16 protein-coding genes and 1 pseudogene are annotated in these 26,213 nt (G+C 71.1%); 5 read left to right on the top strand and 12 right to left on the bottom strand.

The features are described from left to right. Positions 1–162: 162 nt before the first annotated feature. The gene (locus tag AB0761_RS34815) at positions 163–2,193 is read right to left on the bottom strand and encodes a DUF6114 domain-containing protein (protein WP_377273251.1); all 2,031 of its coding nucleotides are present in this window, start codon (positions 2,191–2,193) and stop codon (positions 163–165) included. Between the two features lie 54 nt (positions 2,194–2,247). Further along, the gene (locus tag AB0761_RS34810) at positions 2,248–2,886 is read right to left on the bottom strand and encodes a DUF6230 family protein (RefSeq protein ID WP_377273250.1); all 639 of its coding nucleotides are present in this window, start codon (positions 2,884–2,886) and stop codon (positions 2,248–2,250) included. Positions 2,887–3,419: 533 nt separating this feature from the next. On the opposite strand from AB0761_RS34810, the gene AB0761_RS34805 reads away from it, so the two are divergent. Continuing rightward, a complete protein-coding gene (locus AB0761_RS34805) occupies positions 3,420–4,037 on the top strand; it encodes a TOPRIM nucleotidyl transferase/hydrolase domain-containing protein (RefSeq protein ID WP_377273249.1) in 618 nt (205 codons plus the stop codon). A 133-nt stretch (positions 4,038–4,170) separates the two neighbouring features. On the opposite strand, the gene AB0761_RS34800 is transcribed toward AB0761_RS34805, so the two are convergent. Both AB0761_RS34800 and AB0761_RS34795 read right to left on the bottom strand, forming a co-directional pair. Then, positions 4,171–4,290, bottom strand: coding sequence for a hypothetical protein (locus tag AB0761_RS34800; protein ID WP_377273248.1), 120 nt, complete (start codon positions 4,288–4,290; stop codon positions 4,171–4,173). A 157-nt stretch (positions 4,291–4,447) separates the two neighbouring features. Beyond that, positions 4,448–5,623: a teichoic acid biosynthesis protein C gene (locus tag AB0761_RS34795; protein WP_377273247.1), complete on the bottom strand. Its 1,176-nt coding sequence runs from the start codon at positions 5,621–5,623 to the stop codon at positions 4,448–4,450. Positions 5,624–6,140: 517 nt separating this feature from the next. Between AB0761_RS34795 and AB0761_RS34790 the strand changes: the two genes are divergently transcribed. Further along, positions 6,141–11,447, top strand: coding sequence for an amino acid adenylation domain-containing protein (locus tag AB0761_RS34790; RefSeq protein WP_377273246.1), 5,307 nt, complete (start codon positions 6,141–6,143; stop codon positions 11,445–11,447). A gap of 210 nt (positions 11,448–11,657) precedes the next feature. Here the strand turns inward: AB0761_RS34790 and AB0761_RS34785 are convergent, their stop codons facing one another. Continuing rightward, on the bottom strand, positions 11,658–12,509 hold the full coding sequence (locus AB0761_RS34785) for a phosphotransferase enzyme family protein (RefSeq protein WP_377273244.1): 852 nt from the start codon (positions 12,507–12,509) through the stop codon (positions 11,658–11,660). Between the two features lie 493 nt (positions 12,510–13,002). After that, positions 13,003–13,640 (bottom strand): annotated as a pseudogene (locus AB0761_RS34780) (hypothetical protein). A gap of 523 nt (positions 13,641–14,163) precedes the next feature. Here AB0761_RS34780 and AB0761_RS34775 point away from each other — a divergent pair. The 3 genes from AB0761_RS34775 to AB0761_RS34765 all read left to right on the top strand — a co-directional run bounded on the left by AB0761_RS34775 (position 14,164) and on the right by AB0761_RS34765 (position 17,378). Then, entirely contained in the window at positions 14,164–15,546 is a 1,383-nt protein-coding gene (locus AB0761_RS34775; RefSeq protein WP_377273243.1) for an NADP-dependent succinic semialdehyde dehydrogenase, read from the top strand. An 89-nt stretch (positions 15,547–15,635) separates the two neighbouring features. Next, a complete protein-coding gene (locus tag AB0761_RS34770; RefSeq protein ID WP_377273242.1) occupies positions 15,636–16,544 on the top strand; it encodes an NAD(P)-dependent oxidoreductase in 909 nt (302 codons plus the stop codon). Positions 16,545–16,580: 36 nt separating this feature from the next. Beyond that, positions 16,581–17,378, top strand: a complete 798-nt coding sequence (locus AB0761_RS34765; RefSeq protein ID WP_377273241.1) for a maleylpyruvate isomerase family mycothiol-dependent enzyme — start codon at positions 16,581–16,583, stop codon at positions 17,376–17,378. 153 nt (positions 17,379–17,531) lie between these two features. Here AB0761_RS34765 and AB0761_RS34760 read toward each other — a convergent pair whose 3' ends face one another. The 6 genes from AB0761_RS34760 to AB0761_RS34735 all read right to left on the bottom strand — a co-directional run bounded on the left by AB0761_RS34760 (position 17,532) and on the right by AB0761_RS34735 (position 26,082). Then, positions 17,532–18,449, bottom strand: coding sequence for an ROK family protein (locus AB0761_RS34760; protein WP_377273240.1), 918 nt, complete (start codon positions 18,447–18,449; stop codon positions 17,532–17,534). Then, positions 18,446–20,152 (bottom strand): class I mannose-6-phosphate isomerase, encoded by a 1,707-nt coding sequence (locus tag AB0761_RS34755; protein ID WP_377273239.1) that lies wholly within the window; start codon positions 20,150–20,152, stop codon positions 18,446–18,448. Before AB0761_RS34755 ends, AB0761_RS34760 begins: the two co-directional genes overlap by 4 nt. Positions 20,153–20,268: 116 nt before the next feature. After that, positions 20,269–22,926, bottom strand: coding sequence for a hypothetical protein (locus AB0761_RS34750; RefSeq protein WP_377273238.1), 2,658 nt, complete (start codon positions 22,924–22,926; stop codon positions 20,269–20,271). Continuing rightward, positions 22,923–23,843: a carbohydrate ABC transporter permease gene (locus AB0761_RS34745; protein WP_377273237.1), complete on the bottom strand. Its 921-nt coding sequence runs from the start codon at positions 23,841–23,843 to the stop codon at positions 22,923–22,925. The genes AB0761_RS34750 and AB0761_RS34745 overlap by 4 nt, the downstream gene beginning before the upstream one ends. After that, positions 23,840–24,730 (bottom strand): carbohydrate ABC transporter permease, encoded by an 891-nt coding sequence (locus AB0761_RS34740; RefSeq protein ID WP_377273236.1) that lies wholly within the window; start codon positions 24,728–24,730, stop codon positions 23,840–23,842. The genes AB0761_RS34745 and AB0761_RS34740 overlap by 4 nt, the downstream gene beginning before the upstream one ends. A gap of 74 nt (positions 24,731–24,804) precedes the next feature. Continuing rightward, positions 24,805–26,082 (bottom strand): ABC transporter substrate-binding protein, encoded by a 1,278-nt coding sequence (locus AB0761_RS34735; RefSeq protein ID WP_377273235.1) that lies wholly within the window; start codon positions 26,080–26,082, stop codon positions 24,805–24,807. Positions 26,083–26,213 lie beyond the last annotated feature (131 nt).

Genomic DNA, 26,213 nt, shown 5'->3' with positions numbered 1-26,213 from the left:
GCGGTCACGGCGTCGTCCGTGCTGCCCGTCGGCGCCAGTTGTCGTCCGCCGGCGACCGGCTGACGTTTCGGCGCCGCCGGGGTCCACGCGTCCGACGCGCCGTCGGGCAGGCGGTCGGCACGAGGGCCGGGCGCAGGGGCGGCAGCGGTTCTGACAGCGGACTCAGAGCAGAACGCGTTCGTCCTCGGCGGGCACGAACCGGCCGGCCCGGACGAACAGGTTGTAGGCGACGACATCGGTGAAGAAGAGCGGGATGGGGATGGTGAGCCCCACGGGCAGTGGTGGGGGCATGTCGGGGGTGAAGGTCACCGGGAGCAGCCCCAGCAGCTTTCCGCTCAGCACCCTGGTGAGCAGCAGGACACCGCCGTCGGCGACAACGGCGCTTCCTGGAGGGCCGTCGGCCTCCAGCCTCCCCTGGCAGGGGTACCAGGGGCCGGGTGCGCCGCGGTCGATGGAACCGATGCCGGGAATGCCCATGCCGAGCAGCGGCAGGGGGAATCCGGGGATCCCGTGGAACGCCGGATAGGGCGGGTGCCACCCCTGGCGGAGGCCGCAGTCGGGCGCCAGCAGTGGCGCGGTCTGCTGCGGGGTCAGGGCGTCCAGCCGATGGGCCGTGAAGACCAGGACCCGCTGCGGGCCGAACCGGGTGGGCACCGCCGTGATGCCGTGGAAGGTCAGGCCGGTGAGGACCAGCAGAGGGGTTCCGAGCCGGAAGGGCTGAGCGGCGGGTCGGACGCGGGAGCGTTCGGCGTCCCTGGACAGGCCGAGCGGGACCGACGTCAGGCACCAGCGCGAGGGGGTGGACCGCTTCTTCAGGTCGAGGCGCGGCGGGAGCACCGACAGCACCCGGCCCAGCCCGCTGTTCGCGGGGAGCGAGGGAAGGGGCAGTTCCACGTGGGAGCGCGGCCAAGGCTCGGTGGACGGGGCGCCAGAACTGTCCGGCCCGGTGCGGGGCTTCGTCTGCGGGTGCCGCACCGGCGCCGGTACGTGCGCGGGGCTCGCGGAGGCGGCGGGCGCAGCCGGGGTGGCGGGTGCAGCCGGGGTGGTGGAGGCGGCGGGCGCGGGCCGAGCGGCCACGGCGTGGCCGGGCGTTGCGGGCGGTGCCGGTTCGGACGACTGCGGCGCCTGTGTGTGCGGCGGGGTCCGCCCGAGGCCGAGCAGCCCGCTGACCGCGCCGAGCAGCCCACCGCCCCTGACCGCCCCGGGGGCGGCCGGACCGGGAACCGGCCCGGGGGCGACCGAAGGCCGCGCGGCCGACTCGTCGACGCGCTGCCCGGGTACCGGGGACACGGTGGTGAGTGGCGGGTGCGCGGGCTTCGGCAGGGGGTTCGGGTGCGCGCCTCGGTGCGGCGCAGCCGCTGCTCCCCCGGCCGGGCCGGCGCCGAGCAGACCGTCGAACAGCGGGCACAGCCGGGGGTCCGGGCTTGCGTACCGCTCCTCGCCGCCGCCGAGGGAACCGGTCCAGCCGGCCGGCACGCGGGCGGCGGCCGGCAGCGACGGCAGTCCGGTGGCGATCAGCGCACCGGCCGGCAGCACTCCGATGGCCAGCAGGCGGTTGGCCCGCACACCGCGGCCCCGTTCAGGCCGGACGGCGGGCGTAGGCGGGCCGCCACCCGACCGGGACGGCCTGGCGGCGGATGCCCGCGGCCCCTTGTGCGCCGCGGTCGCCTCGGTGTCCGGGGGCCCGTCCTGATCCTCCGGGTCGCTCTCCACACCTCCCGGCCCGTCCGGAACGTCCGGCAGGTCGGGTGTCCCACCGGGCCCTCCGCCGCCGGGGGACGGGTCCGGCCCGTCCGTACCGCTTGCGGGGGTCGGCGGACGGCGGTCCGGTGTCCAGCCGACCGCCATCGCACCGCCCAGCACCGCGAGGAGGAAGCCGAGCAGGAACCCCCCGAGGTTGGACAGGACCAGGGAGGCGACGGCGAGGACCAGGGTGGCGATCCCGGCGAAGGCCCGGTGGCCGGGGGCGAGCCAGAGTGCGAGTCCGAGGACCACCAGGAAGACGCCCACCAGGATCCCGGAGACACCGGCGACTCCCTCATGGATCATCAGGGACAGCGGTGCCCACGGAACGGAGAAGATCTCGACTCCGGCCGCCAGGGTCCACACTCCGGCCCACCCCGGTCGGCTCCGCCACCAGGACCGGAGCGGTGGCCGCCAACCGATCCCTGCGCCTGCGTGCACATCGCTCATCTGACGGCTCCCCGAGGAGGGTCGACTCTGCCGGAACTGTGGTGGGGGGTCGGCTCAGTAGCAGGAGCGATCCCCGCGCAGCACCCGGACTTCGAGCCCCGGCAGCCGCATGGTCGCCGCGCTGAGGGAGCGGGTGTCCTGGCGCAGGTGCGTGATGGTCACGGCGGACGCCTGCTCGGCGAAGGCGCCTGACGGACCCCGCAGCCCCGGGAACTCCGTCAGGGTGGAGGCGTCCTGGCCGAAGTTGATGTTGCGGAACACCGTGTCTCCGCGCAGCCGGTGGAGGTCGGCCACCAGGCGGTCTGCGTGCACCGGCTCTGGGCCGCGCCCGGCGGTCAGTCGCAGGGTGACCGGGCCGAGGATCGGAACGTCCTGCACCACCGACTGGCAGAGGTCGTAGATCTCCGCCTGGCGGATGCCGGTGAGCGCCTCTGGGTACAGATCGCGCTTGCCGCGGTCGACGGTGCCGAACTGCTCCAGTCCCCGGCCTTCGAGCAGGCGTGCGGAGATCTGGAAGCTGGTCCCGGCGACGGTGAAGGAGTTGGCCGAGACCCCGAACGACGCCGCAAGCGCACCGTTGGCCATGGCGCCGAACAGACAGCCGGAGACGGTCAGGGTGGGCAGCATCACCAGGGCCACCCGACGCCACCTGGTCCGGCCGGGCCCCTGGGTCTGGAGGGTTCGGTCGGACATCGGTTCTCTCCCCGGGGCCGCGTGATGTGTTCGTGCCGCAGCCCTCGGAGGCGTTCGGGCGCCCCCTCGGATCCGCGACCACCAGGCTTGCATCCGGTCCGGCGTCCACCCGGTAGCCGAGCCGTTGCAACCGATAATCCGACATAAAGATCACCCGATCAGCCAGGCCCCCGCGCAGCCGGGCGGAGAAAGCGCAGGTCGGTGCTGTCCGGGCGGGCAGCACCGTATGTCGTCCGGCATCCGCTCAGCACACGCCGCAGCCCGGTCCCCGGAGGTCCGGAACCGCCGGGGACCGCCTCTTCAGCCGACGCGTCGGTCGGTCCGTTCGGCACCGGTCCGCCGACCGGGCCCGCCTCATGAGGTTGCCGTTGCCAGTGGTGTCGCGCGGCCCGACAACACCGCTCTTCAGGGCTGATGCGGCTCCCGGAGCGCGGCAGCCCCGGGCGCGGCATCGGGGGCCGGTCAGGGCCGGGGACGTGGGCGGCCGCCGCCTCTCAACACCGCGCCTGCGCGCGCAGGTGCACAATCGCCGCATGGCGGATATGGGAGCGTTCCGGGAAGCGGTCACCGACTGGGCGGCGGGCGGCCCCGGCGGGCCAGCGGGTGAGCTGGCCGTACGGCTGCGTGTGCGGACGGCGGTGCTGCTGGAAGGGCCGAGCGATCTCGCGGCCGTTGAGACGCTGGCCGCGCGCCATGGCCGGGACCTGCCCGCCGAGGGGGTGTGCGTCATGCCCATGGGCGGGGCGATGAGCGTCGGGCGCTATGCCGCCCTCCTCGGGCCGCCCGGGTTGGGTCTGCGCCTCACCGGACTGTGCGATGTGGGCGAGCGGGGCTTCTACGACCGCGGTCTCGAGCGGGCCCGTGCGCCGCGCCAGGGGTTCTTTGTGTGTGTGGCGGACCTGGAGGACGAACTCATCCGGGCACTGGGCGTGGCGCAGGTGGAGGAGATCGTCCAGGCTGAGGGCGACCTCCAGGCCTGGCAGACCTTCGTCCGCCAACCTGCGCACCAGGGCCGGCTTCCGCAGCAGCAGATGCGGCGCTTCCTCGGTACGAAGAAGGGGCGCAAGATCCGCTACGGCAGCCTCCTGGCCGAGGCCCTCGACTCCGAGCGGATACCTGCTCCCCTCGACGGTCTGCTCGCGATCCTGTGACCGGAACGCTGATCAAGTCCCTTGTCGCTGCACGGCTCGGCCCCGCCTGCGCTGCGCCCGCGATGCCCGTCCCGGGAGTTCCGGGAGTTCCGGGACGGGCGCGGGGCAGGGGCCACGACAGCCGACCCTCCGCTCACAGCCTTCGATCGGCGGCTTCGGCGTCGTACGCGAACAGCTCGGCCCCGACGCACTGCCCCGCCTCGCGCAGGGCGGCGACGCCCGTGCAGCCGCTACCGGTGAAGGGGTCGAGCACAGTGGCGCTGTCGGGGCAGATCCGCACCAGCCCTGCGGCCTGGACGGACCACGCGTGACATCACGTCATGGCGGAGTCCGACAGACCCGGTCGATCGTCGATCGCCTTCATGCGATGCCCCTGCCCCGAGAGGGCCCCTGGTCGTACCTGCTGCGTATCACGAGGGTTGAATGAGCCCGGCCTTGCCGTAGATGGTTGCCAGGCGTGCGCCGCTCGGGCCCGAGGCGAAACCCATGCCGATACTGAATACGCCGGGCTGGGCGAGGTCCGGAATGTAGACCCCCAGACCTTCGGGTTCGCGGTAGTCCAGTGTGTACGCGGCTGCGGTGGCCAGGGGATTGACGTTCTCTGTGAAGGGGGAGGGTGGGGCGGGGTAGAGGGCGCCTGTGGTGAGGTCCACAGAGGTGATGAACGTGTTGCCGACATTGGGCTGGGAGATCACCACGTCCTGGCCGTCGATGTTCTCGGTCGTGCCGTAGGCGTTGCCGTGCAGCATGTAGAGGTAACGTCCGACGACCGCATAGCCCTGGAAGGACGGGTGGCCGTACGTGGCGAGGGGCCATCCCGGGATCGCGGTGATGTCCGGCTCGCTGATGCTCGCGAGCGGCTCGCTCCAGATGTCGAGGCGCGCCAGGTCAAGGTCGTGCACCTGGTATTTCACAACGCCGTCGGTGTCGTGATAGCGGACGGCGAGTCGACCGTAGACCGGGTCGATGCCGGCGGTGTTGATCGTGGAGCCCGGGACGGGTGTGTAGGTGGCGAGGGTGGATGAAGTGGAGTCAAGTACCTGGCCGTTGACGAACGGGAAGCGTGCCAGGCGAGTACCGCGACTGGTGCCGTCACTCAGCGGAACGGCGTCGACCTCCGTCCACAGACAGGCTGTGCCGCCAACCGGTTCGACACCCAAGCTCATGCCATGCCCGAAGCCGCGCAGATACATGTAGCCGAGGATGTTCCCGGTCATGTCCCACTGGGTGATGGTCAGGTCGCCGTGCAGGTTTCGGTCTGCACTGCTTACCGTGGCGGACTCCCCGGTGAGTTTCAGGCCTCCCTGCGTCACCTGTGCAAGGTAGATGTGGCGGTTGGCATTGTCGTAGCCGAACGACTGGATGATGGTGGCATCGCGGGTGGCCTTCTCGCGTATCCAGTTGTTTGACGCACTGTTCAGGTCGAGCCGGGGAGAGGGCACCAACAGGGCAGAGCCTGCCGCAGGAGAGGTAGCAGCTGAGGCCGCCCCGGAGCCGAGAGATACGGTCGCGGCGGTAAGGGCACTGGCGCCGCTCCATGCGAGCAGGGAGCGGCGGTTGGGGCGCAAGAGCCTGTCGTGGGTCATGGAGCCCTATCCAAGCGACAGGTGCGGTGTCACTCAACCCTCGGCTGCTCAAGGCCACAGCCCAGCAGGCGGGACAGTCCTGGCCCCTGGCCCGCTCCTCCAGCCGTTGCTGCGGCTGTGACTGCGGTAGGTGTTCCCCGCCGGCGCGGGGTTGATCCGTTCGCCGAAATCGCCGCCCAGGTAAGGGGTGTGACCATCACCAGCCGAGAGAGAGTCACTGACGTTACGTCAGTCGCGGCTGAACCCTGCGCCCGCGGTGCAGTGGGTTGTTCGATCAGCCGGCGACTTCGGCAGCCCGTGGGCGCGCCGATCAACCATCCCTGCCGGTCGCGGCTTTGATCGCTGATCTCCGGCTGCGCTCTGCGCCGAACACGGTGCTGCGACCGTGGCTGCACAGTCACGGATCACACCCGGAGCATCACACAGGGTCCATGTGAAGAGGAAAGGCCAAAAATTTACGATCATTTCACTACTCTGTGGCTCGTCCGCGTGCACGCCATCGAAGGGACCGCGTCACATGCCCGTGGCTGACCTGTCAGACGCCAAGCGGGAACTGCTTCGACGCAGGTTGCGGGCGCGCTCAGGACACGATCCCATCCCCCGGCGCCCGGAGGGCGTCGACCCCCCGATGTCCCCGGCCCAGGAGCCGCTGTGGTTCATGGAGCAGTTCACTCCGGGCACCACCACCTACACGCTGACCCTCGCCGTACGGCTGCGTGAGCAGCTGGACGAGGACCGGCTGGCCCGCGCGCTCGCCGCGCTGCCGGTCCGGCACGAGGGCCTGCGCCAGCGGTTCCCGGCGACCGAGGAGGGCAGACCCGCCGTTCACGTGGTGGACATGACGGAGGTGCCGCTGAGCCGCACCACGGCGGTCACCGACGAGGAGGCGATCACGCTCATCGGCGCCGAGAACGCCATCCCGCTGGACCTCGCCCGGGGCCCGCTGCTCAAGTGCGTCGTCGTCAGCAAGAGCGAGGACGAGCACATCGTCGCCCTGCTGGTGCACCACATCGTGGCCGATGGGCAGTCGTTGAACCTGCTCATGCGCGACCTGCTCGCCCTCTGCCGCGGCGAGGAACCGCCCGCGCCCGCCATACGCTTCGGCGACGTCGCCCTGTGGCAGCGGGAGCGGTCCCCCGACCGCGAGCTGGGCTACTGGCGCGGGGAACTGGCCGGGCTGCCGCGCCTCGAACTCCTCACGGACCGGCCCCGTCCGGCGCTCCAGACACTCGACGGCGCCACCCACATGCGCTCCCTCCCGCCGGATCTGGTGGACGGCATCGCCTCGCTGAGCCGGGATCACAACGCGACCACGTTCATGACCCTGCTGGCCGCGTACCAGCTCCTGCTCTCCCGGCTGACCGGCCAGGACGACCTGGCCGTCGGCGTGCCGGTGGCCGGGCGCAGCAGACCGGAGTTCGAGGACGTCGTGGGCATGTTCGTCAACGTGCTGGCGATACGGTCCCGGCTGGACGGCCAGCCCACCTTCGCCGAGCTGCTCGCCCGTACCAGGGACACGGTCGTCTCTGCGCTCGAACACGAGCAACTGCCCTTCGCCCAGCTCGTCGACGCCCTCGGCCTGCCGCGGGACACCAGCAGACCGCCCCTGATCGACACCATCTGCTCCCTGCACGAGGCCGCACCCGGCGACGGGACCGAGGCAATCGCGCTGACCCCCACGTCGGCCAGGTACGACGTGGAGCTGTACGCCGCGCCCACCTACGAGGGCGGCCTCAACTGCGCGTTCACCTATCGGTCCGACCTGTTCGACGGGAGCACGATCGCCCGGATGGCCGGGCAGTTCGAGGACCTGCTGCGCGCGATCGTCCATGGCCCGCACATCCCGGTCGGCCTGCTGCCGCTGGCGGGTGACGACGCGCTGATCGCCGGTTGGAACGCGACCGGTGCGGACTACCCGGACACGGTCACCCTGCACGGCCTGATCGAGGAGCAGGTCGCCCGCACCCCCGAGGCCGTCGCGGTGACCTTCGCCGGACGGTCGTGGACGTATCGGCAGCTCGACGAGCGGGCCAATCGGATCGCGCACCGCCTGGTGGGCCTCGGCGTGCAGCCGGGCAGCCTGGTCGCGGTCTGCGCCGAACGCTCCCTCGACCTGGTCGCCGCACTGCTCGGCGTGCTCAAGACCGGCGCGGCGTATGTGCCGCTCGACCCCGGCTACCCCGCCGACCGGCTGGCGTTCATGCTGTCGGACTCGGGCGCGCCCGTCGTACTGACCCAGCAGGACCTGGCCGAGCGGCTGGCCACCGGCAGCGCCATCATCCTGCCGCTCGACCTGGACGCCGTCTGGGACGGGCTGCCGGCGACCGCGCCCGAGGCAAGCGGCGGCCCCGGCACGGCCGCGTACATGATCTACACCTCCGGCTCCACGGGCCGGCCCAAGGGCGTACCCAACAGCCACCGGGGCATCGTCAACCGGCTCGACTGGATGCAGAAACGGTTCCGGCTGACCGAAGCCGATGTGGTGCTGCAGAAGACACCCGCCGGATTCGACGTCTCGGTGTGGGAGTTCTTCTGGCCGCTGCTCACCGGCGCGCGGCTGGTGCTGGCCGAGCCCGGGGGCCACCGCGACCCCGCCTACCTGCGTGACCTGGTCAACGCCGAGCGGGTGACCGTCCTGCACTTCGTGCCGTCCATGCTCGGCGCGTTCCTCGCGGAGGAGAGCGTGGAAACCTGCACCTCGCCGCGCGTCATCGTGTGCAGCGGGGAGGAACTGCCCGTCGACCTGGCCGAGCGCTGTCTGCGCACGCTCCCGGCCGAGCTGCACAACCTGTACGGCCCCACCGAGGCGGCCATCGACGTCGCCGCCTGGCAGTGCACGCCGGCCGCGCTGGCGGGCCGGGCGCGGGTGCCGATCGGCTCACCCATCCAGAACATCACGCTGCATGTGCTCGACCGCCACGGCGAGCCCGTACCCGTGGGGGTGCCCGGCGAGCTGTACATCGGCGGCGTCGGTGTCGCACTCGGCTACCACGCCCGCCCGGAGCTGACCGCCGAACGGTTCGCCGGAGGCCGCTACCGCACCGGTGACGCGGCCCGTTGGCTGCCGGACGGCACGATCGAGTTCCTGGGCCGCCTCGACGGCCAGGTCAAGCTGCGCGGCCTGCGCATCGAACTCGGCGAGATCGAGGCCGTGCTCCGCGAGAAGGCCGGGGTGCGTGACGCCGCGGTGATCGTACGCGAGGACGTGCCCGGCGACCCACGGCTGGTCGCCTACCTCACGGGCGACGCCGTGCCCGAGGCGGCACAGGTGCGCGCGGCGATCAGGGGCACGCTGCCGGAGTACATGCTGCCGTCGATGTTCGTCCCGCTCGGCGCCCTGCCGCTCACCCCGAACGGCAAGCTCGACCGAGCCGCCCTACCCGTCCCTCAGGTCCAGGCCGATGTGCCGTACGCCGAGCCGGGGACCGAGACCGAGCGGGCCATCGCGGCCGTCTGGGCCGAGGTGCTGACCGCCGAACGGATCGGGGCCGACGACGACTTCTTCGATCTCGGCGGCCACTCGCTGCTCGCCGTCCAGGTCGTCGCGAAACTCCGCCGGGCGCTCCCCGCAGGGTCCGCGCAGGTGGGGCTGGTGGACATCTTCACCTACCGGACCGTGCGCGAACTGGCGGCGTACGCCAGTGCCGGCGAGGACGCCCCGCGCCCGCTGCTCCAGCGGCTCACCCCGGCACGTACGGCGAGCGTCACCTATGTGTGCGTGCCCTACGGGTCGGGCAGCGCCGTGGTCTACCAGCCGCTGGCCGACGCCCTGCCCGCCGACCAGGCGTTGTACGCGCTCGCGATCCCCGGCCACGACGTGGGCCTGGACGAAGAGCCGATGGAGTTCGCCGAACTGGCCGCCGGCGCCACCGAGGAGATCCTCGCCATCGAGGGTCCCCTGGTGATCTACGGCCACTGCGGGGTCGGTGCCGCGCTCGCGGTCGAGCTGGCCACCAGGGTCGAGGCGGCGGGACGCACGGTGGACGCCGTCTACATCGGGGCGATCTTCCCGTTCGCCCGGCCGCGCGGGCTCATGCGGGCCGTGTCCAGAATCGGGGAGTTCGACCGGCTCCGGAGCAGCCAGACCGACATCAACCGGCTCAAGGCACGCGGGGTGGACCTCGAGGAGCTCGATCCCGGCGTGGCCGACCGCATCATCCGTACGATGCGCCACGACTCCAAGGCCGCGGAGAAGTACTTCACCGGTCTCTTCGACGCGCCCGACCGGCCGCAGCTGCGTGCTCCGGTCATCTCCGTGGTCGGCGAGCGCGACCCGGCCACCGACTTCTACGCGGAGCGCTACCGCGAGTGGGGTTTCCTCACCGACGTCACGGCGCTCGTCGTCCTGGACGAGGGCGGCCACTACTTCCTGCGCTACCGCGCCGAGGAACTGGCTGCCGCCCTGCGCACCCACACCGATATGAAGGTCTCCGACCGCTCGGGCAACCCCTCGTGGTGGGTGCACGCGGTCTCGCGCGGGTCCGCTCCGCCGGGAGTACGGCCCAGCATGGGCCGCTTCCTCACCATCTCGGCCGGGCAGCAGATCTCGTTGATCGGCTCGGCGCTCACCGGGTGGGCGCTGCCGCTGACCGTCCTGCGGGACTCCGGCTCGATCTGGCAGTTCTCCACGCTGGCCGTGCTCAACCTGGCCGGCCTGCTGATCTCCCCGCTGGCCGGGGCGATCGTGGACCGGGGGGACCGGCGCCGGGTGATGCTGCTCGCCGACTGCGCCTCGGCCGGGATCCAGGCCGTGCTCGCCGGGCTGCTCCTCTTCGGCGACATACAGATGTGGCAGATCTACCTGCTGATCGTCAGCCTGTCGGTGTCGACGAGCTTCCAACGGCTCGCCTACCAGTCGGCGGTGCCGCAGCTGGTTCCCAAGCACTATCTCGGTCACGCCATCGGCGTCACCCAGATGACCAACGGTGTCGCACAGCTCGTCGTCCCCCTGGTCGCGGCCGGATTCCTGGCCTGGATCGGGCTCGGCGGCATCGTGGGGATCGATGTGGCGAGTTATGCGTTCGCCATCGTCACGGTGCTGCTGGTCCGCTTCCCCGACACGCTTCCCTGGCGGCCGCGCGAGCCGCTGAGCACGGAGATCGCCGAGGGCTTCACCTACACATGGCACGACCGGGGGCTGCGCTCGACGCTGGTGTTCTTCGCCGTACTCAATGTGTTCCTGTCCCCGCTGCTCCTGCTGGTCTCGCCGCTGGTGCTCTCCTTCGCCACGCTTTCGGATGTCAGCGTGATCTCGCTGGTGTCGGGGCTCGGCGTCATGCTCGGCGGACTGACCATGTCGCTGTGGGGCGGCCCACGGCGCGGGCGGTTCCGTGGCGTGCTGGCCTTCGCCGTGGGCATCGCGGCAGGCGGTGTCGTCACCGGCCTCGCCCCCTCGCTGGTCGTGGTCGGCGTGGGGGCGTTCGCGCTGACCTACTTCCTCACGCTGATGAACGGCATCTACGTCACGATCGTGCAGATCAAGGTGCCCGCGCGATTCCACGGGCGGGTCTTCGCGCTGAACACGCTGGTCGCCTGGTCGACGCTGCCCATCGGCATCGGCCTGGTCGCCCCGCTCGGCAGCACCCTGTTCGACCCGATGCTGGCCCCGGGAGGGGCGCTGGCCTCGACCGTCGGCGCCGTGATCGGGGTGGGGCCCGGACGCGGGATCGCCTTCCTCTACCTGGTGTGCGCGCTGGGCATGCTCCTGGTGGTGGCCGGCGCCCTGCGGATGAGGCGGCTGGCCCGCCTCGACACCGAGATGCCGGATGCGCTGCCCGACGACCTGGTCGGGGTGGAGGCCATCCAGCGTCGAATCGCCGCGTAGACCGGGCCTGGATGTCCCTAGTGCCGCCCCCGCCAACCTTTGCCCTGCCGCGACGCCTGGCACGCACGCTCGCTGCGTTGGCCGAAAGCCCAGGTACGACCCAGTACAAGGGCTTCCGGCCGCCTTGCGATCGCACGCACCAGACGCCGCGGCGTGGGGGCACCTCCCGGCCGCCAGGCTGGGGGAGGGCAAACGTTGGCGGGGGCAGCACTAGAGGCGCCGGGTCAGCGCGTCGAGGTTGGCCTCGGCCCAGCGGAGCCGGGCGAGCGTGCCGGTGGGCTCGTTTCGCCCGGCTCCATTGAGAAAGGCCAGATAGCCGCGTACCCAACCGCCGAAGACCCAGGGCTCCGCCGGGATGTCGCCGCCGGCCTTGCGGTAGCCGTCCACGGCGGCGTCGAACCGGTCGAAGTCGACGCTCCCGTCGAGCCGTGCCGCCCAGTCGAGGGCCATACCCGCCGCCTCCTGCTCGGCGACGTACGGGCCGGCCGTGTCCCAGTCGAGGATCGCCAGGCTTCCGTCGAACCGCAGCAGGGCGTTCTTCGGGTGCAGGTCACCGTGGGACATGGTCAGAGTTCCCACGCCGGCCGGTCGCGCGGTCGCGGTCTCCAGGTCGGCCGGTCCGGTCACCGGATCGATGGCCGGATCGCGGGAAAGGTCCGCCTGCGGTGGTTCCCGGGGAGCGACGTCACGGCCGGCCGCGTGCACGGCGGCAATCAACTCGCCCATCCTGGAGGACAGTTCGGGACTGAGATCGTCCAGGGCGGGCGCCTTCCCGTCGAGCCAGCGGTGCACCCGCACCGAGCCGTCCCCGGCGGGGATCACATAGGCTCCCGTCGCTGGAGACGGGACCGGTTCGGGCATCGGGATGCCCGCCCGCCAGGCGGAGACCTCGATCTCCACAGCGGGCGCGGCCGACAGCGGCAGCCGCTTCACGGCATACGCACCGGTGATGGTGTCTATCCGCCACACCTCGTTGTGGTAGTAGCCGGCCACCCGGAGTCCTCGCGTCACCGCCAGGCCGAGGCCGAACTCCTCACACACCGCATTGATATCGAGATCCATCCGCACATGCTGGCACGCCGGTCCTCACTCAGCGGCTCACTCCTCGACGTTGTCTGTGCCGGATAGTGCCGCCGCGCCGGAGCGGCTCTGATCGAAAGTCAGTCGAGTGCGGCCGATCCCTCAAGCCATTGCGCGGGCCGGGAGCTCCTGGAGTTCGCGTGAGCCGCTGCCAGGGACGGTCGACCGTGCAGATCCCGGGGCCCGTGCTCGGGCTTGCCACGGCGCCTTCACCTCTCCGGGACATCAGCGGCGTGACGATCCGTCGTACTGCTTCGCCTGGGTCATCTCGCCCCGGCCAACGCATTCGCCCGCCTGCGTCTGCTGCCCATGGGCGACCGAGGTCGCGCAGCCCGATCACGAACGACGGGGTGCACTCGTGGCACCAGGTGGCCCGCGGCACTACGGGCGCGGCAGCAGTACGCCCTGGACCGGGAGGCAGCCTTTCCGGTGCCATCACGTTCGTAGGGCCTGACGGGCAACCGGCAGGGCCTCCTCACATCGGGCCCAGCGCCACCGTCGTGCTGATCCTGGTGACGGCAGGTTTCCTGGGTACCGAACCGAACCCGAAACGGACGGGCGGATCCACGGGCGCGATCCCACCGAGGGCGGTGCCCTCGAGGACCGCCGAAGCCGTGTGGATCGGCCGCAGATCCCGGGCGCCGTACCACTCGCGCCGGTCCCCGCCGGCGCTGCCACGGGTGCGCACGCCGGCCAGCACCAGACGGGCAGGCCAGTCGGTCAGCGCGGCAAAGGCCGGACGGCGGGCGAGCACGCCCGGGACGGCGCGCAGCAGGAACCCCAGCGGCCCTCGTCGCCCTGCGGTGAAGCGCAGGGCGAGCGGCCCCGCCGTGACGGCCCAGGGTCGTCCGTGACGCGCACCTCGACGGGGACAACGCGTACGGCGTCGAAGGCGTAGGTCCCTCTGATGAAGTCGGCCGTCTCGTGTGTGGGGGCCAGCAGCAGCCGTTCCCCGTCCGCCCGCTCCAGCATCACATCGCTGAACGGCCCGAACGGCGACTGCTGCCAGTGCCCCAGCACAATGCGCGTCCCCGAAGAGGTGCCCAGGCCCGCGATCCAGCCGTCGAAGCGCAGCAGCGGACGCCGCGCGGCTCCGCCGAGAATCCTGCCCATCCGCTCGCTCCCGCTCGAAGGTCCCGGAGAAAGGTGGGGGCGGGAGACGTTCAGCCCCAGCTACCTGAGTCCTTCCGAGAAGTGCACCATGGGCTCGCCGACGGGGGCAGGAAGACCCGCCGCGCTCGTCAGCGTCTCCCCCGTCACGTCGACCGTGGGGCGGCCCGCTGCCGGCGGCCACGATCCGTGCTCGATGAATGTCGCCAGAACAACCCCGAGCCGGCGTGCGCGTCGGTGACGCGAACCCGGGCGGGACCCTTCGGCGCGAAGTCGTGACGGTCCGCGCTCTGCCGTATCCCGGGGATCACCATCGTCGGGTCTCTGCCCTGCTGTGCACCAGGTGTCGCGCTGGGTGATGGGCGGCGGGCGTGGTGGCCGTTGGGCGGGCCGTCGCTGTGGGACCGCGAGGTTCTGGCCGACCTGGAGGGTACGGCTCCCGATGGTTGGGGCGCCGCGTCGCAGGTCAGGCAATGGTACAAATGGGTGAATTGCGGATTTTATCACTCGGTCATACCGTCGAATCATGGCTATCGCAACGACGAGTCCTGTGACAGGTGAGGTCCTCAGGAGGTTCGACGAACTGACTCCCGAGGAACTGGAGGACAAGCTCGCGCGGGCGGCGGCCGCGGCCGCCTCGTACCGGTTGACGAGCATCGAGGAGCGGGCGGGATGGCTGCAGCATGCGGCCGAACGGCTGGAGAAGGAGATCGAGAGCGTCAGCCGGATGATCACCACGGAGATGGGCAAGACCTTCCGTGCGGCTGAGGAGGAAGTGGTCAAGTGCGTGCACGGGCTGCGTTTCTACGCAGCCGAGGGCCCCGCGTTCCTGCGGGACCTGGACGGTGACAGCGGGCGCGTGCACGCGAAGCAGACGTTCGTGACGTACCAGCCGATCGGTGTGGTGCTCGCGGTGATGCCGTGGAACCTGCCGTTGTGGCAGGCCATGCGGTTCGCCGCGCCGGCCCTGATGGCGGGGAACGTGGGCCTGCTCAAGCACGCGTCGAACGTGCCGCAGTGCGCCCTGTACCTGGAAGAGCTCTTCCGTGACGCGGGCTTCCCGGACGACGTGTTCCAGACTCTGCTGATCTCCGCGCGGAGGGTGGAGCAGGTGCTGCGCGACCCGCGGGTGGCGGCCGCCACGCTGACGGGCAGTGAGCCGGCGGGACGGTCGGTGGCGACCATCGCCGGCGACGAGATCAAGAAGGTGGTCCTGGAACTCGGCGGCTCCGACCCGTTCATCGTCATGCCCTCCACGAACCTGGACCGGGCCACCGATGTCGCGGTCAAGGCGCGGTGCCTGAACAACGGGCAGTCCTGCATCAACGGCAAGCGGTTCTTCGTCCACCAGGACATCGGCGACGCGTTCATCGAGATGTTCGTGGCGAAGATGGGTGCGCTGGTGGTGGGCGACCCGATGGACGAGGGCACCGACGTAGGTCCGCTGGCCACCGAGTCCGGCCGACGGGATGTGGAATCCTACGTCGACGACGCCGTCGGCAAAGGTGCGACGGTGCTGCTGGGCGGCCAACGCCCGGACGGGCCCGGCTGGTTCTACCCGCCCACCGTGCTGACCGGCATCACACCGGAGATGAACATGTACCACGAGGAGGTCTTCGGCCCCGTGGCGCAGGTGTGGACGGTCCCCTCCCTGGAGGAGGCCCTGCGGGAGGCCAACGGGCACCCCTACGGCCTCGGGTCGAACCTGTGGAGCGAGGACGAGGCCGAACGTGAACTGTTCGTCCGCGACGTGCAGTCGGGGATGGCCTTCGTCAACGGCAACACGACCAGCTACCCCGAGATCCCCTTCGGCGGCGTCAAACGCAGCGGCTACGGACGCGAGCTGTCCGACCTCGGCATGCGGGAGTTCATGAATGCCAAGACCGTCTGGATCGGCCAGGACGCCTGAACGTCCGTCAACCGGGCAGCAGTCGACACCACGGGCATGCGCGCCGGCCGTCGCGGCGCGCGGCCTGCCGAGCGCAGGGAGGCGCGACGATGAGCGGAAGGAACCGGACGCCGTCGTCCGGGCAGGAAAGGCCCGTGGTCGCGGTGCTCGGCACAGGCACCATGGGCGAGGCCATGGCGCGGAACATCGCGGCGGCCGGACTGGGCCTGCGCGCGTGGAACCGCAACCGCGCCGTCGCCGAACCGCTCGCCGAGGTCGGCGCTGAGGTGTGCGGTACGCCGGCCGAGGCCTGCCGCGGCGCGGACGTCGTCCTGACCGCGCTCGCGAACGAGAAGGTGGTCGCCGATGTGATGGACCAGGCCCGCGACGGCCTGGACGACCACCCGGTGTGGGTGCAGACGTGCACGGTCTCCCCGGACGGCGGTCGCCGTCTCGCGGAACAGGCGACCCGCCTGGACGTCGCATACGTCGAAGCACCCCTCCTCGGCACCAAGGAACCGGCCGCGGCCGGCACCCTCACCGTCCTGGCTGCCTCCCCCCAGCAGGAGGCGCGGGAAGAGGTGCGACCGGTCCTGGAGGCGGTGGGCTCCCGCACCGTGTGGCTCGACGAGGTCGGCCAGCCGAGCAGCCTCAAACTCGCCTACAACGCCTGGGTCCTGACCACCGTCGAGGGCATCGCGGAGTCCCTCACCCTGGCCGACGCCCTCGGGGTGGACCCCCACCTGGTCATCGACGTCATCGACGGCAGCGGCCTCAACAGCCCGTACGTCCAGAGCAAGGGCCCGAGGATGCTCGACGACGACCTCGACACCCCCTCCTTCCCGCTCGAAGCCGCGGCCAAGGACGCCGACCTGATCACCGACACCGCCCGCGCCGCCGGCCTGCACCTGGGCATCGCGGAAGTCGTGGACGAACGCCTCCACCTCGCGGCCGACGGCGGACTCGGCCGCGCGGACGTCGCCGCGACCTACCGCACGTCCCGCCAGGCCGCATCCTGACCGCACCGTCCCTTCGAGAGAGGCGAGGGAGGAACGATGACCTGTGCAGGCATCGCCGCCGCCCGTTCGAGCACGGCGCAACTAGCCGAGATCATCCCCGAGGTGGACGACGAACAGTGGGAGCTGCCCTCCGCGTGCGCCGGCTGGCGCGTCATCGACGTGGTGGCCCACCTCGCGGCCCTCGCCTCCGAGGCGGTGGACCCGCCGCCGCCCGACCCCTCGCTGCCGAAGAACCGCGAGCGCTACCACGACCTTCGGGTCGACCAGCGCCGTCCCTGGAGCCATACCCAAGTACTCGACGAGTGGCGGCGCAGCACCCCCCGCCAGCTGGACCTGCTGGAAGCGGGCCAGGAACCGCCCGCAGCCGACGAGCCCGTCGAGGTGCCCGGGCTCGGAACCTATCCGCGCCACCTCCTGGCGAACACCATGGCGTTCAACGTCTTCTGCCATCTGCGCAACGACATGCTCGCCCCCGACGGCCCGCTCCCGTTCGCCATGCCGGAACCGACCGACGCCGAGGTCGCCCCCGCCGTCGACTTCATGCTCGCCGGACTCCCCCAGATGCAGGGGCCCGAACTCACCGCCAGCCTCACCCGGCCGCTCGTCCTCGACCTGACCGGGCCGGGCGCCACCACCGTCACCGTCCGTCCCGCGACCGGGCCGGACGGACAGCTGACCGTGACAGCAGGTGCGGACGCAACCACCCGGGTCCACAGCACGGCATTCGACTTCATCGCGTGGGCCACCACCCGCAAACCCTGGCGCGACCACTGCCGCATCACGGGGGACGCATCGGTGGCGACGCCGTTCCTCGATTGCCTCGACATCATTTAGCAGAGGGCAAGGCCATCAGAGCTGTGAGCCCAGTCAGGATGCAGCCGGACCTCGGTCATTGATGATTCGACCCCAGTTCGTCGAGGCGACCTGGCTCTTGTGTGACGCGGCCTCTCCGGGGCGGGGCCGGGGCGAGGGCCCGGGTGGCCGGGACTACGGGACCCGGACCCGGGGCCCGGCGAGTTGTGCAGCGCCTAGCAGGGGTGCCTGGGCCGGGAGTTGTGCGGGTGCGACGATGACCCGGGCGGCACCGGGGCCGGCATCGGCGATGCCGTCGCGCAGCGGCGGGGCGACCACGTCCCAGGAGGCAGCGATCGAGCCCCCGATCACCAGCACCTCCGGCCCGAATGCGGCCAGCAGCGGACCGAGTGCCCGTCCCAGGGCGTGGAACGCCTGGGTGAGGACGCGGCCCGCGATGCCGTCGCCCTGGCGGGCCCGTTCCGCGATCTCGCGGACATCGGGCCCACCGGACTGCCCCGCAGCCTGTGCGTAGGCCCGCCGCAGGGCTCGCCGGGAGACCGTTTCCTCCAGCGGCCGTCCGTCGTGCTGCAGCAGGTGGACGCAGCCCTCGGGCGGGATCCCGTCGCCGTGCCGCACGATGGTGCCGTCGCGCAGGAAACAGGAGCCGACGCCGGTGCCGAGGGTGATCCCGGCGACCGTACGGTGTCCTCGTGCGGCGCCTGCCTGCCATTCGCCGACGACGAAGGCGTCCGCGTCGTTGCAGAAGCCCACGGTGGGGCGCCCGGGCAGGCGGGCGGTGAGAGCGGCGCACAGGTCGAAGCCGCGCAGGGCGTCGAACTTGCCCACGCCCTCGTAGCGTCCGATGCCGTGCTCGTAGTCGAACGGACCGGGCAGGGCGACGGCCCAGTGGTTCCCGGCCGGCCCGGGCAGCCGCCCGGCGCACCGGACCAGGGCCGAGACGATGTCGTCGGCGCTCCCTGCGGCGTCGAGTGGTTCACGGAAGGAGGGCCCGAGGCTGGGGCCGCCCGCTGCGACGTCCACACGCGCGGCGGTCACATGGGTGCCGCCGACGTCCATGACCGACACCGCGCTCGCTGCGCCGGCCGTCACCGGACGAGGGCCTTGACGTAGCGGACCGGCCGGGCTCCGAGGGCATGGACCCGGTAGGCGCCCACCGAGGCAGGGATGGTCAGTGTCTCGGCGTAGGTCAGTTCGTACCGGTGTCCGCTCTCTGTCTCGAGCAGGATCCCGTCGCCCTCGACGACGTTGAGGATGTGGAACCGCCCGTCCGTCGCATCGTCCGCGGTGGCCTGCACGGCCAGTTCGAGGCGCCGGACCTCGAAGAACATCTCCGGGAGCCGGCCGATGACGTCCTCGCGCCAACCGTCCTCCGTGCGCAGCCTCTGCGGCTGCTGGACGAGGTCGCGGGCGACCGCCTCTCCCGACCGGGCGGGGTCCAGGTTCTGGAAGGCGTGGCCGACGTGGACCGGGCGCTGCCTGCCTTCGCGGTCGGTGCGCAGCCAGTCGTAGAAGCGGAGGCTGTAGAGGTAGGGCGTCGCGCTGATCTCCAGGACGACGTTGCCCTCGCCGCTGCCGTGCGGGGTGCCGCCGGGGATGAGGAAGAGCTGGTGCTGGTCGGCGGGGAAGGTCTGGACGTAGCGCTCGATGTCGAAGCCGACGCCGTCGTGCACGGCCCGGTCGGCCTCGCGGCGGAAGGCGTCGAGGTCGGCGTCCTGCTGCAGGCCCAGGAACACCTGGCGGTCGGGGCCGCCGACCATCATGTAGTAGGTCTCGTGCTGGGTGTACGGCCAGCCGAACACCCGCTGCATGTAGTCGGACTGGGGGTGGCAGTGCACGGAGAGGTTGCCGCCGCCGACCGTGTCGAGGTAGTCGAAACGGATCGGGAAGGAGGTGCCGAAAGTCGCGTGCACACCCTCGCCCAGGACCTCCTCGGGGTGGACGGCCACCAGCACCTGCAGGGGCAGCTCGACGCGCGGACCACCGTCCGGGCTGCCGACGAGGATGCCGCTCTCCGGGGCGATGAGTTCGTAGCCCAGCGCGGTGTTGGGCGCCTCGGGGTTGAACCCCAGCTCCTGCTGGGCCCAGTGGCCGCCCCAGGAGGTGGTGTTGAAGGTGGGGCGGGTCCGGAACGGCTGCGCGGCCAGCGTGGCCAGCGCCTCGCGCAGCGCGGGCCCTTCCAGCCAGGTCGGGGCGTGCGGGTGCTGGGTGTCGAGCCACAGGTCGAGGTCGCCGACGAGGGTGTCACGGTGGCGGTCGAGCACCGGCCAGTCGATGTAGAACAGGCGGCGTGTCGTCCCGGTCCCGGTGCCTGCGGGCTGCCCCAGGTTGCGGCCCGTCCCCGCGGTGATCTCCGCTTCGGCGTACCGCTTGGGCAGGTCCGCGTACCACAGGGCGTCGTGGGCGACGAGGGACGCGCCCGGGCCGAGGACAACGGTGACGGCACCGGGAGTGGCCTCGGGGTCGGGCAGTTGCGCGAAGAAGTCCGCCATCCCTGCCTGCGACAGGGGGGCGAAGTCGGGGTCGTCCGCCAGCACGGCGGAGGCGGTGAGGGCGAGGATGTCCTCCCAGGCGGCGACGTGCTCGCGCATGTCGATCTGCTTGGCCGCGAGTTCGCGGGCGGCCAGGGCGTCGCAGACGCCGGAGGCGACGATCTCCCAGTCGACCGCCAGCGGCCCGTCGACGGCGAGGACCTGCCCTGGGGCGAGGCGGGCGGCAGCCTCCTGGTATCCGGATCCGACCGCTCCGGTGACGGTGTGACAGGGGTCGGCCTCGTAGCCACGGACTGGCGACATCGGGATGCCGGCCTTTCTTTCAGGAGTTACAGGGGTGCGAAGGCGCCGGTTCCGGTGCTGCGGGACCGGCGCCCCTCGGTGCGGTCAGCCGGCGGCCGGCGGTGATCCGCCGGGGATCACTTGGCCGGGCGGAGACCGCTGAGCGTTCCGATGCCGTCGACGGTGACGGTGTCGGGCAGGGATCCCGGGCGCCGGCCGTCGGCGAACGACGGGTTCACGTCGAAGAGCGCGGACATCACTGCTTCCGCTCCGGCTGCCCCGGCGATGCTCTCGCGGTTGGAGACGCCCCGTTCCGCGACCTGGGCGCGGGGGTGTCCGTCCGCTCCGGTGACGATCTCCATGGCCTGGCCCCACAGCCCGCCGGAGGCGGCGGACGAGAGGCCCCGCAGCAGGGCGAGCGCCCGGTCGCGGAAGCCGAGCCGGGCCAGGCCGTGGGCGGTGACACCCGGCCAGGCGCAGAAGGCGCCGGCCGCACCGTGGTCGGGCCGGTCGGAGGCCCCGGCGATCGGGTCGTTGAGGCTCAGCGCCCGCATCCAGCCGCCGACCAGCAGGTCGCTCTCGACAAAGTCGGCCATCTCACGCCGCACCTGCGGGTCGAGGTCGCGGTACAGGTACGCAGCGACCAGCCCGAAGTCCAGGCAGTGGCCGATGGTGTCCGTCCCGTCCGGCCTGCGGATGCGCCAGCGGCCGTCCCCGGCGTACAGGTCCAGGACCGCGTCGGCCAGTTCGCGGGCCTCGGCCTCGGTCCGGTCGGCGTCCGCGTCGCGGCCCCGCTGCCGGTAGAGACCAGCCAGGGCGCGGGTGGTGCCGACATAGGCGCCGTTGAAGCCGGCGACCACACCCCGGTAGGTGGGGACGCACTCCAGCAGCTGCCAGGCGTCGTCGCCGAAGTCCGCGAGCACCCCTCCGGTGGCGGGGCGGCGCTTGCCGCGCCAGCCGAAGCCCAGGCGTTCCAGGTGGTCGAGGACGGTTGCGCCGCCGGTGGTCGTGTCCAGGAAAGCCGTGTCGCCGGTGATGCACACATAGTGCTCGATCAGCCGGAAGAGGGCGTAGTGGTTGGCGCTGTAGGCGTTCCCGAGCGGGCCGCCGCTGCGGGCGTCGATGCCGAAGGAGTCCTGGTAGGGCCCGGCGAGGACGCGCAGCAGCCAGGACCGCAGCCCGGCCGGCTCCAGCAGGGCGTACATCCGGGACCACTCGCAATGGTCCCAGAAGTACGTGGTGGTCGGGCCCAGGCGCGGTCCGCCGGTGAGGAACACCGGCTCGCCGGGCCGGATACGGGTGTTGCGCATGTAGAGCAGCTGCAGGGCACCCATGTAATACGTCGTCGCCAGGCCGGCGTCGTCGGTGGTGAGGGTCGGCAGGTGCCCGGAGAAGTCGGGGTTGCCCGGGGTGAACACATGGGTCCAGTGCTGTCGCCAGCCGTCCTCCCCGGCGCGCATCGTTGCGTCGAAGTCCTGGGCGGCGGCGCGGGCCTCGGCCCGGACCTGAGCGGCGTCGGTCCCATAGGCACAGACGATCCGGAGGGTGAGGCTCTGCCCGGGCTCCACCCGGCAGCTCCACTCGGCCCGACCGCCGGCTCCGGTGGCGGTGAGGCGGGGCGAGGGTCCGGAGAAGGCGTAGGCCGCCCGTGCCGCGGAGCGGCTGTCCTCGACGGCGAGCAGGCCGTCGGTCACTTGGGAGGACCAGCGGCGCGATGTGCTCCAGTGCCCGGTCCGGGCGATCTCGGCCCCGTCGAGCACGAGCACCGCGTGGTCGGCCTCGACGCGCACACTGACCCGGTGCCAGCTGCCCTCGGAGAGTTCTGCGGTGCCGAACTCGCGCTCCCCGGTGATGCCGAGCCACAGGCGGCCGTCCTCGACGCCGATCTGCAGGGAGTCGGGGTGGTTGCCATGGGTGAGGACGGTGCCGGACTGCCCGGCCGCGTCGAGTCGCAGGTCGAAGCCGATGGTCGTGCCCGCAGTGAGCACAAAGGCGTCGAACACCGCCTCGCCGTCGGGGGTGAGCGTGACCGGCTCGCCCAGCTCCAGCACGGCTTCGCCGTCGCCGGACTCGACCCGGAGCGCCCGGACGGTCCCGGCCACGCCGATCCGGGGTTCGGGCTCCTTGTCGTGGCTGAAGTGCGAGGGCAGCGCGTCGTCCAGGAGCATGGGCCCCTGGTCCTCGTCGCGCTGGATCCCCGGGATGCGGGGCCTGCCCAGCCGCAGCCGCCGCGAGGCCGGCGAGAGCAGGTAGGACGCGGCACGGCCACTGGTGGTGGCCCGGATGCGCTCCAGGGCCATGAAGTCATGGTGGTTGCCGTGGTTCCAGGGCACGTCGTACAGCCAGCCGTAGCCGACCTCGGTGTGGGCGACCATGGCGTACAGGTCCTGGGACAGCTCTACGGTCCTGGCCTCGGCGCCCTCGTTGGTGACCGTGATCTGCCACAGCAGCAGGTCGCGGGAGAGGGCCAGCCGGGTGTCGGTGCGCAGCAGCAGGCCGTCGCCGCGGTGCTCGCGCACCACGCCCCACGGCTTCCACAGAAAGCGCTGGGCGGCAGGGGTGCGGCCGTCGACGTGCAGTGCGCCGGTGTGGTAGCCGAAGGTGAAGGGCGGTGCGACCAGCCACGAGGCGGAGGTGAGGTCGGTGTTGACGTGCCCTTGGCCCTGCTGGTTGCGCAGGGTGGGCAGGTGGGCGATCTCGGCCGCGTCCACCCAGTGGCCCGCGACGTCGTCCAGGTCCGGGACTCCGGGGGCGAGGTCGGTGCCGGTGGGGCCGGCATCGGTCGTGAGGGTCACTTGCTGGCTCCCGAGGTGAGTCCGGCGATGAACTGCTTCTGGAGGGCGAGGTATCCGGCAACCGGGATCACCGCGGCCAGGAACATGACGCCGAACAACTGGGCGTAGTTGGTGGAGTACTGGCCGACCGACTGGTACAGGCCCGTGGTGACGGTCTGCCCGTGCAGCGGACCGAGGATGAACTGCGGGTTCATGAAGTCGTTCCAGATCCACAGCGAGAGGAAGATGGCGACGGTCGCGGTGGCCGGCCGCAGCAGCGGCATGACGATCGTCCACCAGGTCCGCAGGGTGCCCGCGCCGTCCACGGTGGCGGCCTCGACGATCTCGTCGGGGATGGAGCGCAGGAAGCCGGAGTAGACGAAGACCGCGAAGGACAGATAGCCGCCGCCGACATTGGCCAGGATCAGCCCGGGATAGGTGTGGTCCAGGTGAAGGAAGGTCAGGATCCGGATGGTGGGCAGCAGGATCACCGCGGGCGGGATCATCAGACCGGCGGAGAAGCAGGCGAGGACGATCCGCCGGAAGCGGGCCGGACGGCGGCTGAGCCAGAAACTGAAGGCGGCGCCGAGCGGGATGATCAGCAGCACCGAGGCGATGACGGTGACGGCCGAGTTGGTCAGGCCGATCTGGATGATCCGGTCCGGGCGGGACAGGGCGTCCGTGAGGTTGTGCAGGGTCGGCGGCGCGGGCGGCGCCGCCGGGTTCTTGATGATCTGGTCCTGGGACTTGAAGGCGTTGACGATCGTGAGGTAGATCGGGCTGACGAACGCCAGCGTCAGCAGCCCGGCCGCGGTCAGGTGGCCCTTGGACGCCCATACGCGGCGGTTGGGGCGCGGTGCGCCGGTCGGTACGGCGGCGACTCGACTCTGCGATGTCGGTCGCTGAGCAGTCGGTCGCTGCGAGGTCGATGCGGTCACAGGTCCACCTCCCGGCGGCGCAGCAGGCCGGTCACGAACAGCGCGATGACCGCGGAGACGGCCAGGAGCAGCATGGCCACCGCCGAGGCGTAGCCGAACCGGTCGTCCGTGAAGGCGAGTTTGATGATGTAGAGAGCGGTGGACTGGGTGGAGTTCGCGGGCCCGCCGGAGGTGAGCACGGCGATGATGTCGTACAGCTTGAGCATGGTGATCAGCGAGATGGTGACGCTGATGGTGGTGCCCGGCGCCACCATGGGGAGGGTGATCTGCCGGAACCGCTGCCAGCGGCCGGCCCCGTCCACCATGGCGGCCTGGTAGAGCTCGACCGGGATGGACTGCAGGGCGGCGAGGTGGACCACGGTGGTGAAGCCGGTGAGCACCCAGGCGGCGACCAGGCCGACGGAGAACATGGCCAGGTGCGGGCTGCCGAGCCAGGTGATGGGGTGGTCGATGATGCCGAGCGAGTCCAGGATGTGGTTGAGGATGCCGTCCTGGGCCAGGATGTAGCGCCAGACGAAGCCGACGATCACGCCGGACAGCACCTGGGGCAGGAAGGCGACCGTACGCATCATCCGGAAGCTCAGCGATGTCTTGTTCAGCAGTATCGCGAAGCCGATGCCCAGCGCGTTGGCCGCCACCGTGACCACGGCGGCCAGGGCCAGGGTGAAGGTCAGACTGGCGGCCAGGGCGCTGTCGTGGACCATCGCGGTGTAGTTGTCGACACCGATGAAGTCGGCGTGGCCCTGGAGCGGGTTCTCGTTGGTCAGGCTCTTCCAGGCGCTCATGACCACTGGGACAACGATGAACAGGACATACAGTCCCAGCGCCAGCATGGCGATGGCGCCGAGCGCAGGGTCGCCGCGGCGCGGCCGGACTCGGGTGGTCATGGCGTGTTCCCTCGGAGGAGTCGGATGGCAGTGCAACCGGCGCCGCGCCCGGTTCGCCCGGCGCCGGTGCGGTGCTACTTGGTCGCCGCGTCCCAGGCGGCGTCGAGCTTGGCCAGCTGGCCGTGGATGTCGTCGGAGGTGAACAGCGCCTGGCTGGCGGCGTAGAAGGCGTCGTTCAGGCCGGAGGGCATGGCGTCGTCGTTGGTGGCCCAGCCAATGGCGGAGACCTTGGAGTTCTGGTTGGTGACGTAGGCGTAGGAGTCCCTGAAGACCTGGGTGACGTTGACGTTGTAGTCGGCCAGGGTCTTGCCCTTGAGCATGGGGAAGGCGCCGTCGCCCTCGATCAGGGTCTTCAGGTTGGCCGGGTCGACCGACCATGCCTGGGCGAAGGCGGTGGCCTTCTCCTGGTCCTTGGTCTTGGCGCTGATCGCCATCGATCCGCCGACCGCGAAGGGCACCACGGTGGAGCCGTCGTCGGTGGGGGTGAGGAAGGCACCGAAGTCATCGGCGTGGTCCTTGGGCACCGAGCCGAGGAACCAGCTGCCCATCATGTACATCGCGGTCTTGCCGGAGGTGAAGTTGGTGATGGAGTCGGCGTACTTGACGCCGAGTGCGCCGTCCTCGAAGTAGCCGTTCTTGACCATCGTCCGGTACTTGGCGACGGCGGTCTCGACATTCGGGTCGGTGAAGTGGACCTTGCCGGCGTAGCGTTCCTGCAGCCAGTGGGGGTCCTTGCCCAGAACGTCCGCGGAGAGGACGCCGACCAGCGGCATCGAGGCGGAGAAGGGGTCGCCGCCGCCCAGCTCGACGGGGGTGACACCGGCCTTCTTGAGCTTGGCGCAGTCGGCCATGAAGTCGGACCAGGTCTTGGGCGCGGAGGTGATGCCGGCCTTGGCGAAAAGCTTCTTGTTGTAGAACACCTCGGGGATGATCTGGGAGTTGGTCGGCGGGATGTAGACCTTCCCCTTGTAGGCGTTGCCCTGCGGCAGCAGGAAGTTGGCGTCGACCCAGCTCTGGTCGTAGGGCTTGAGCAGACCGGCCGTGGCGAAGGTCGACGGCGTGATCGACTGGAGCAGATCGGGGAACTGCCCGGAGGCCTGCAGCTGCTTGGCGTAGGCGTCGCGATCCGTGTCCGGGGAGACCAGCTTCTTCACCGTCAGCCCGGGGACCGTCTTCTGGGCGTTGGCGATGGAGGCGTCCCAGAACGACGCGGTCAGGCTCGGCGTCTCGAAGGTCAGATAGGTCAGGGTGGAGCCGCCCGACGCACTGTCTGCCGTAGAGGCTGCGGAACATCCGGTCACCAGCGCGAGCCCTGCGGTCAGGCAGGCCGCGGTGAGAATCTTGTGCCGCATGGAAGTCTCCTGAAGGGTGATGCGAACCGTGGGTGAGGCGGATCGCGGGGGAAGGATCGACGCCGGAGCACCTTCGAGATAACGTTATCGCGAGAGTACGCGCGCGTTGCGGGAATGTGTCAAGAGTCGAT

Origin of the sequence: Peterkaempfera podocarpi (assembly GCF_042466665.1) — a bacterium.
Lineage (GTDB): Bacteria > Actinomycetota > Actinomycetes > Streptomycetales > Streptomycetaceae > Peterkaempfera > Peterkaempfera podocarpi.
This window is presented reverse-complemented; position numbering and strand designations above follow the sequence as displayed.

Coding starts and splice junctions, on each gene's coding strand:
- AB0761_RS34815 (WP_377273251.1), bottom strand. CDS start 2,193: ATGAGCGATGTGCACGCAGGCGCAGGGATCGGTTGGCGGCCACCGCTC.
- AB0761_RS34810 (WP_377273250.1), bottom strand. CDS start 2,886: ATGTCCGACCGAACCCTCCAGACCCAGGGGCCCGGCCGGACCAGGTGG.
- AB0761_RS34805 (WP_377273249.1), top strand. CDS start 3,420: ATGGCGGATATGGGAGCGTTCCGGGAAGCGGTCACCGACTGGGCGGCG.
- AB0761_RS34795 (WP_377273247.1), bottom strand. CDS start 5,623: ATGACCCACGACAGGCTCTTGCGCCCCAACCGCCGCTCCCTGCTCGCA.
- AB0761_RS34790 (WP_377273246.1), top strand. CDS start 6,141: ATGCCCGTGGCTGACCTGTCAGACGCCAAGCGGGAACTGCTTCGACGC.
- AB0761_RS34785 (WP_377273244.1), bottom strand. CDS start 12,509: ATGGATCTCGATATCAATGCGGTGTGTGAGGAGTTCGGCCTCGGCCTG.
- AB0761_RS34775 (WP_377273243.1), top strand. CDS start 14,164: ATGGCTATCGCAACGACGAGTCCTGTGACAGGTGAGGTCCTCAGGAGG.
- AB0761_RS34770 (WP_377273242.1), top strand. CDS start 15,636: ATGAGCGGAAGGAACCGGACGCCGTCGTCCGGGCAGGAAAGGCCCGTG.
- AB0761_RS34765 (WP_377273241.1), top strand. CDS start 16,581: ATGACCTGTGCAGGCATCGCCGCCGCCCGTTCGAGCACGGCGCAACTA.
- AB0761_RS34755 (WP_377273239.1), bottom strand. CDS start 20,152: ATGTCGCCAGTCCGTGGCTACGAGGCCGACCCCTGTCACACCGTCACC.
- AB0761_RS34740 (WP_377273236.1), bottom strand. CDS start 24,730: ATGACCACCCGAGTCCGGCCGCGCCGCGGCGACCCTGCGCTCGGCGCC.
- AB0761_RS34735 (WP_377273235.1), bottom strand. CDS start 26,082: ATGCGGCACAAGATTCTCACCGCGGCCTGCCTGACCGCAGGGCTCGCG.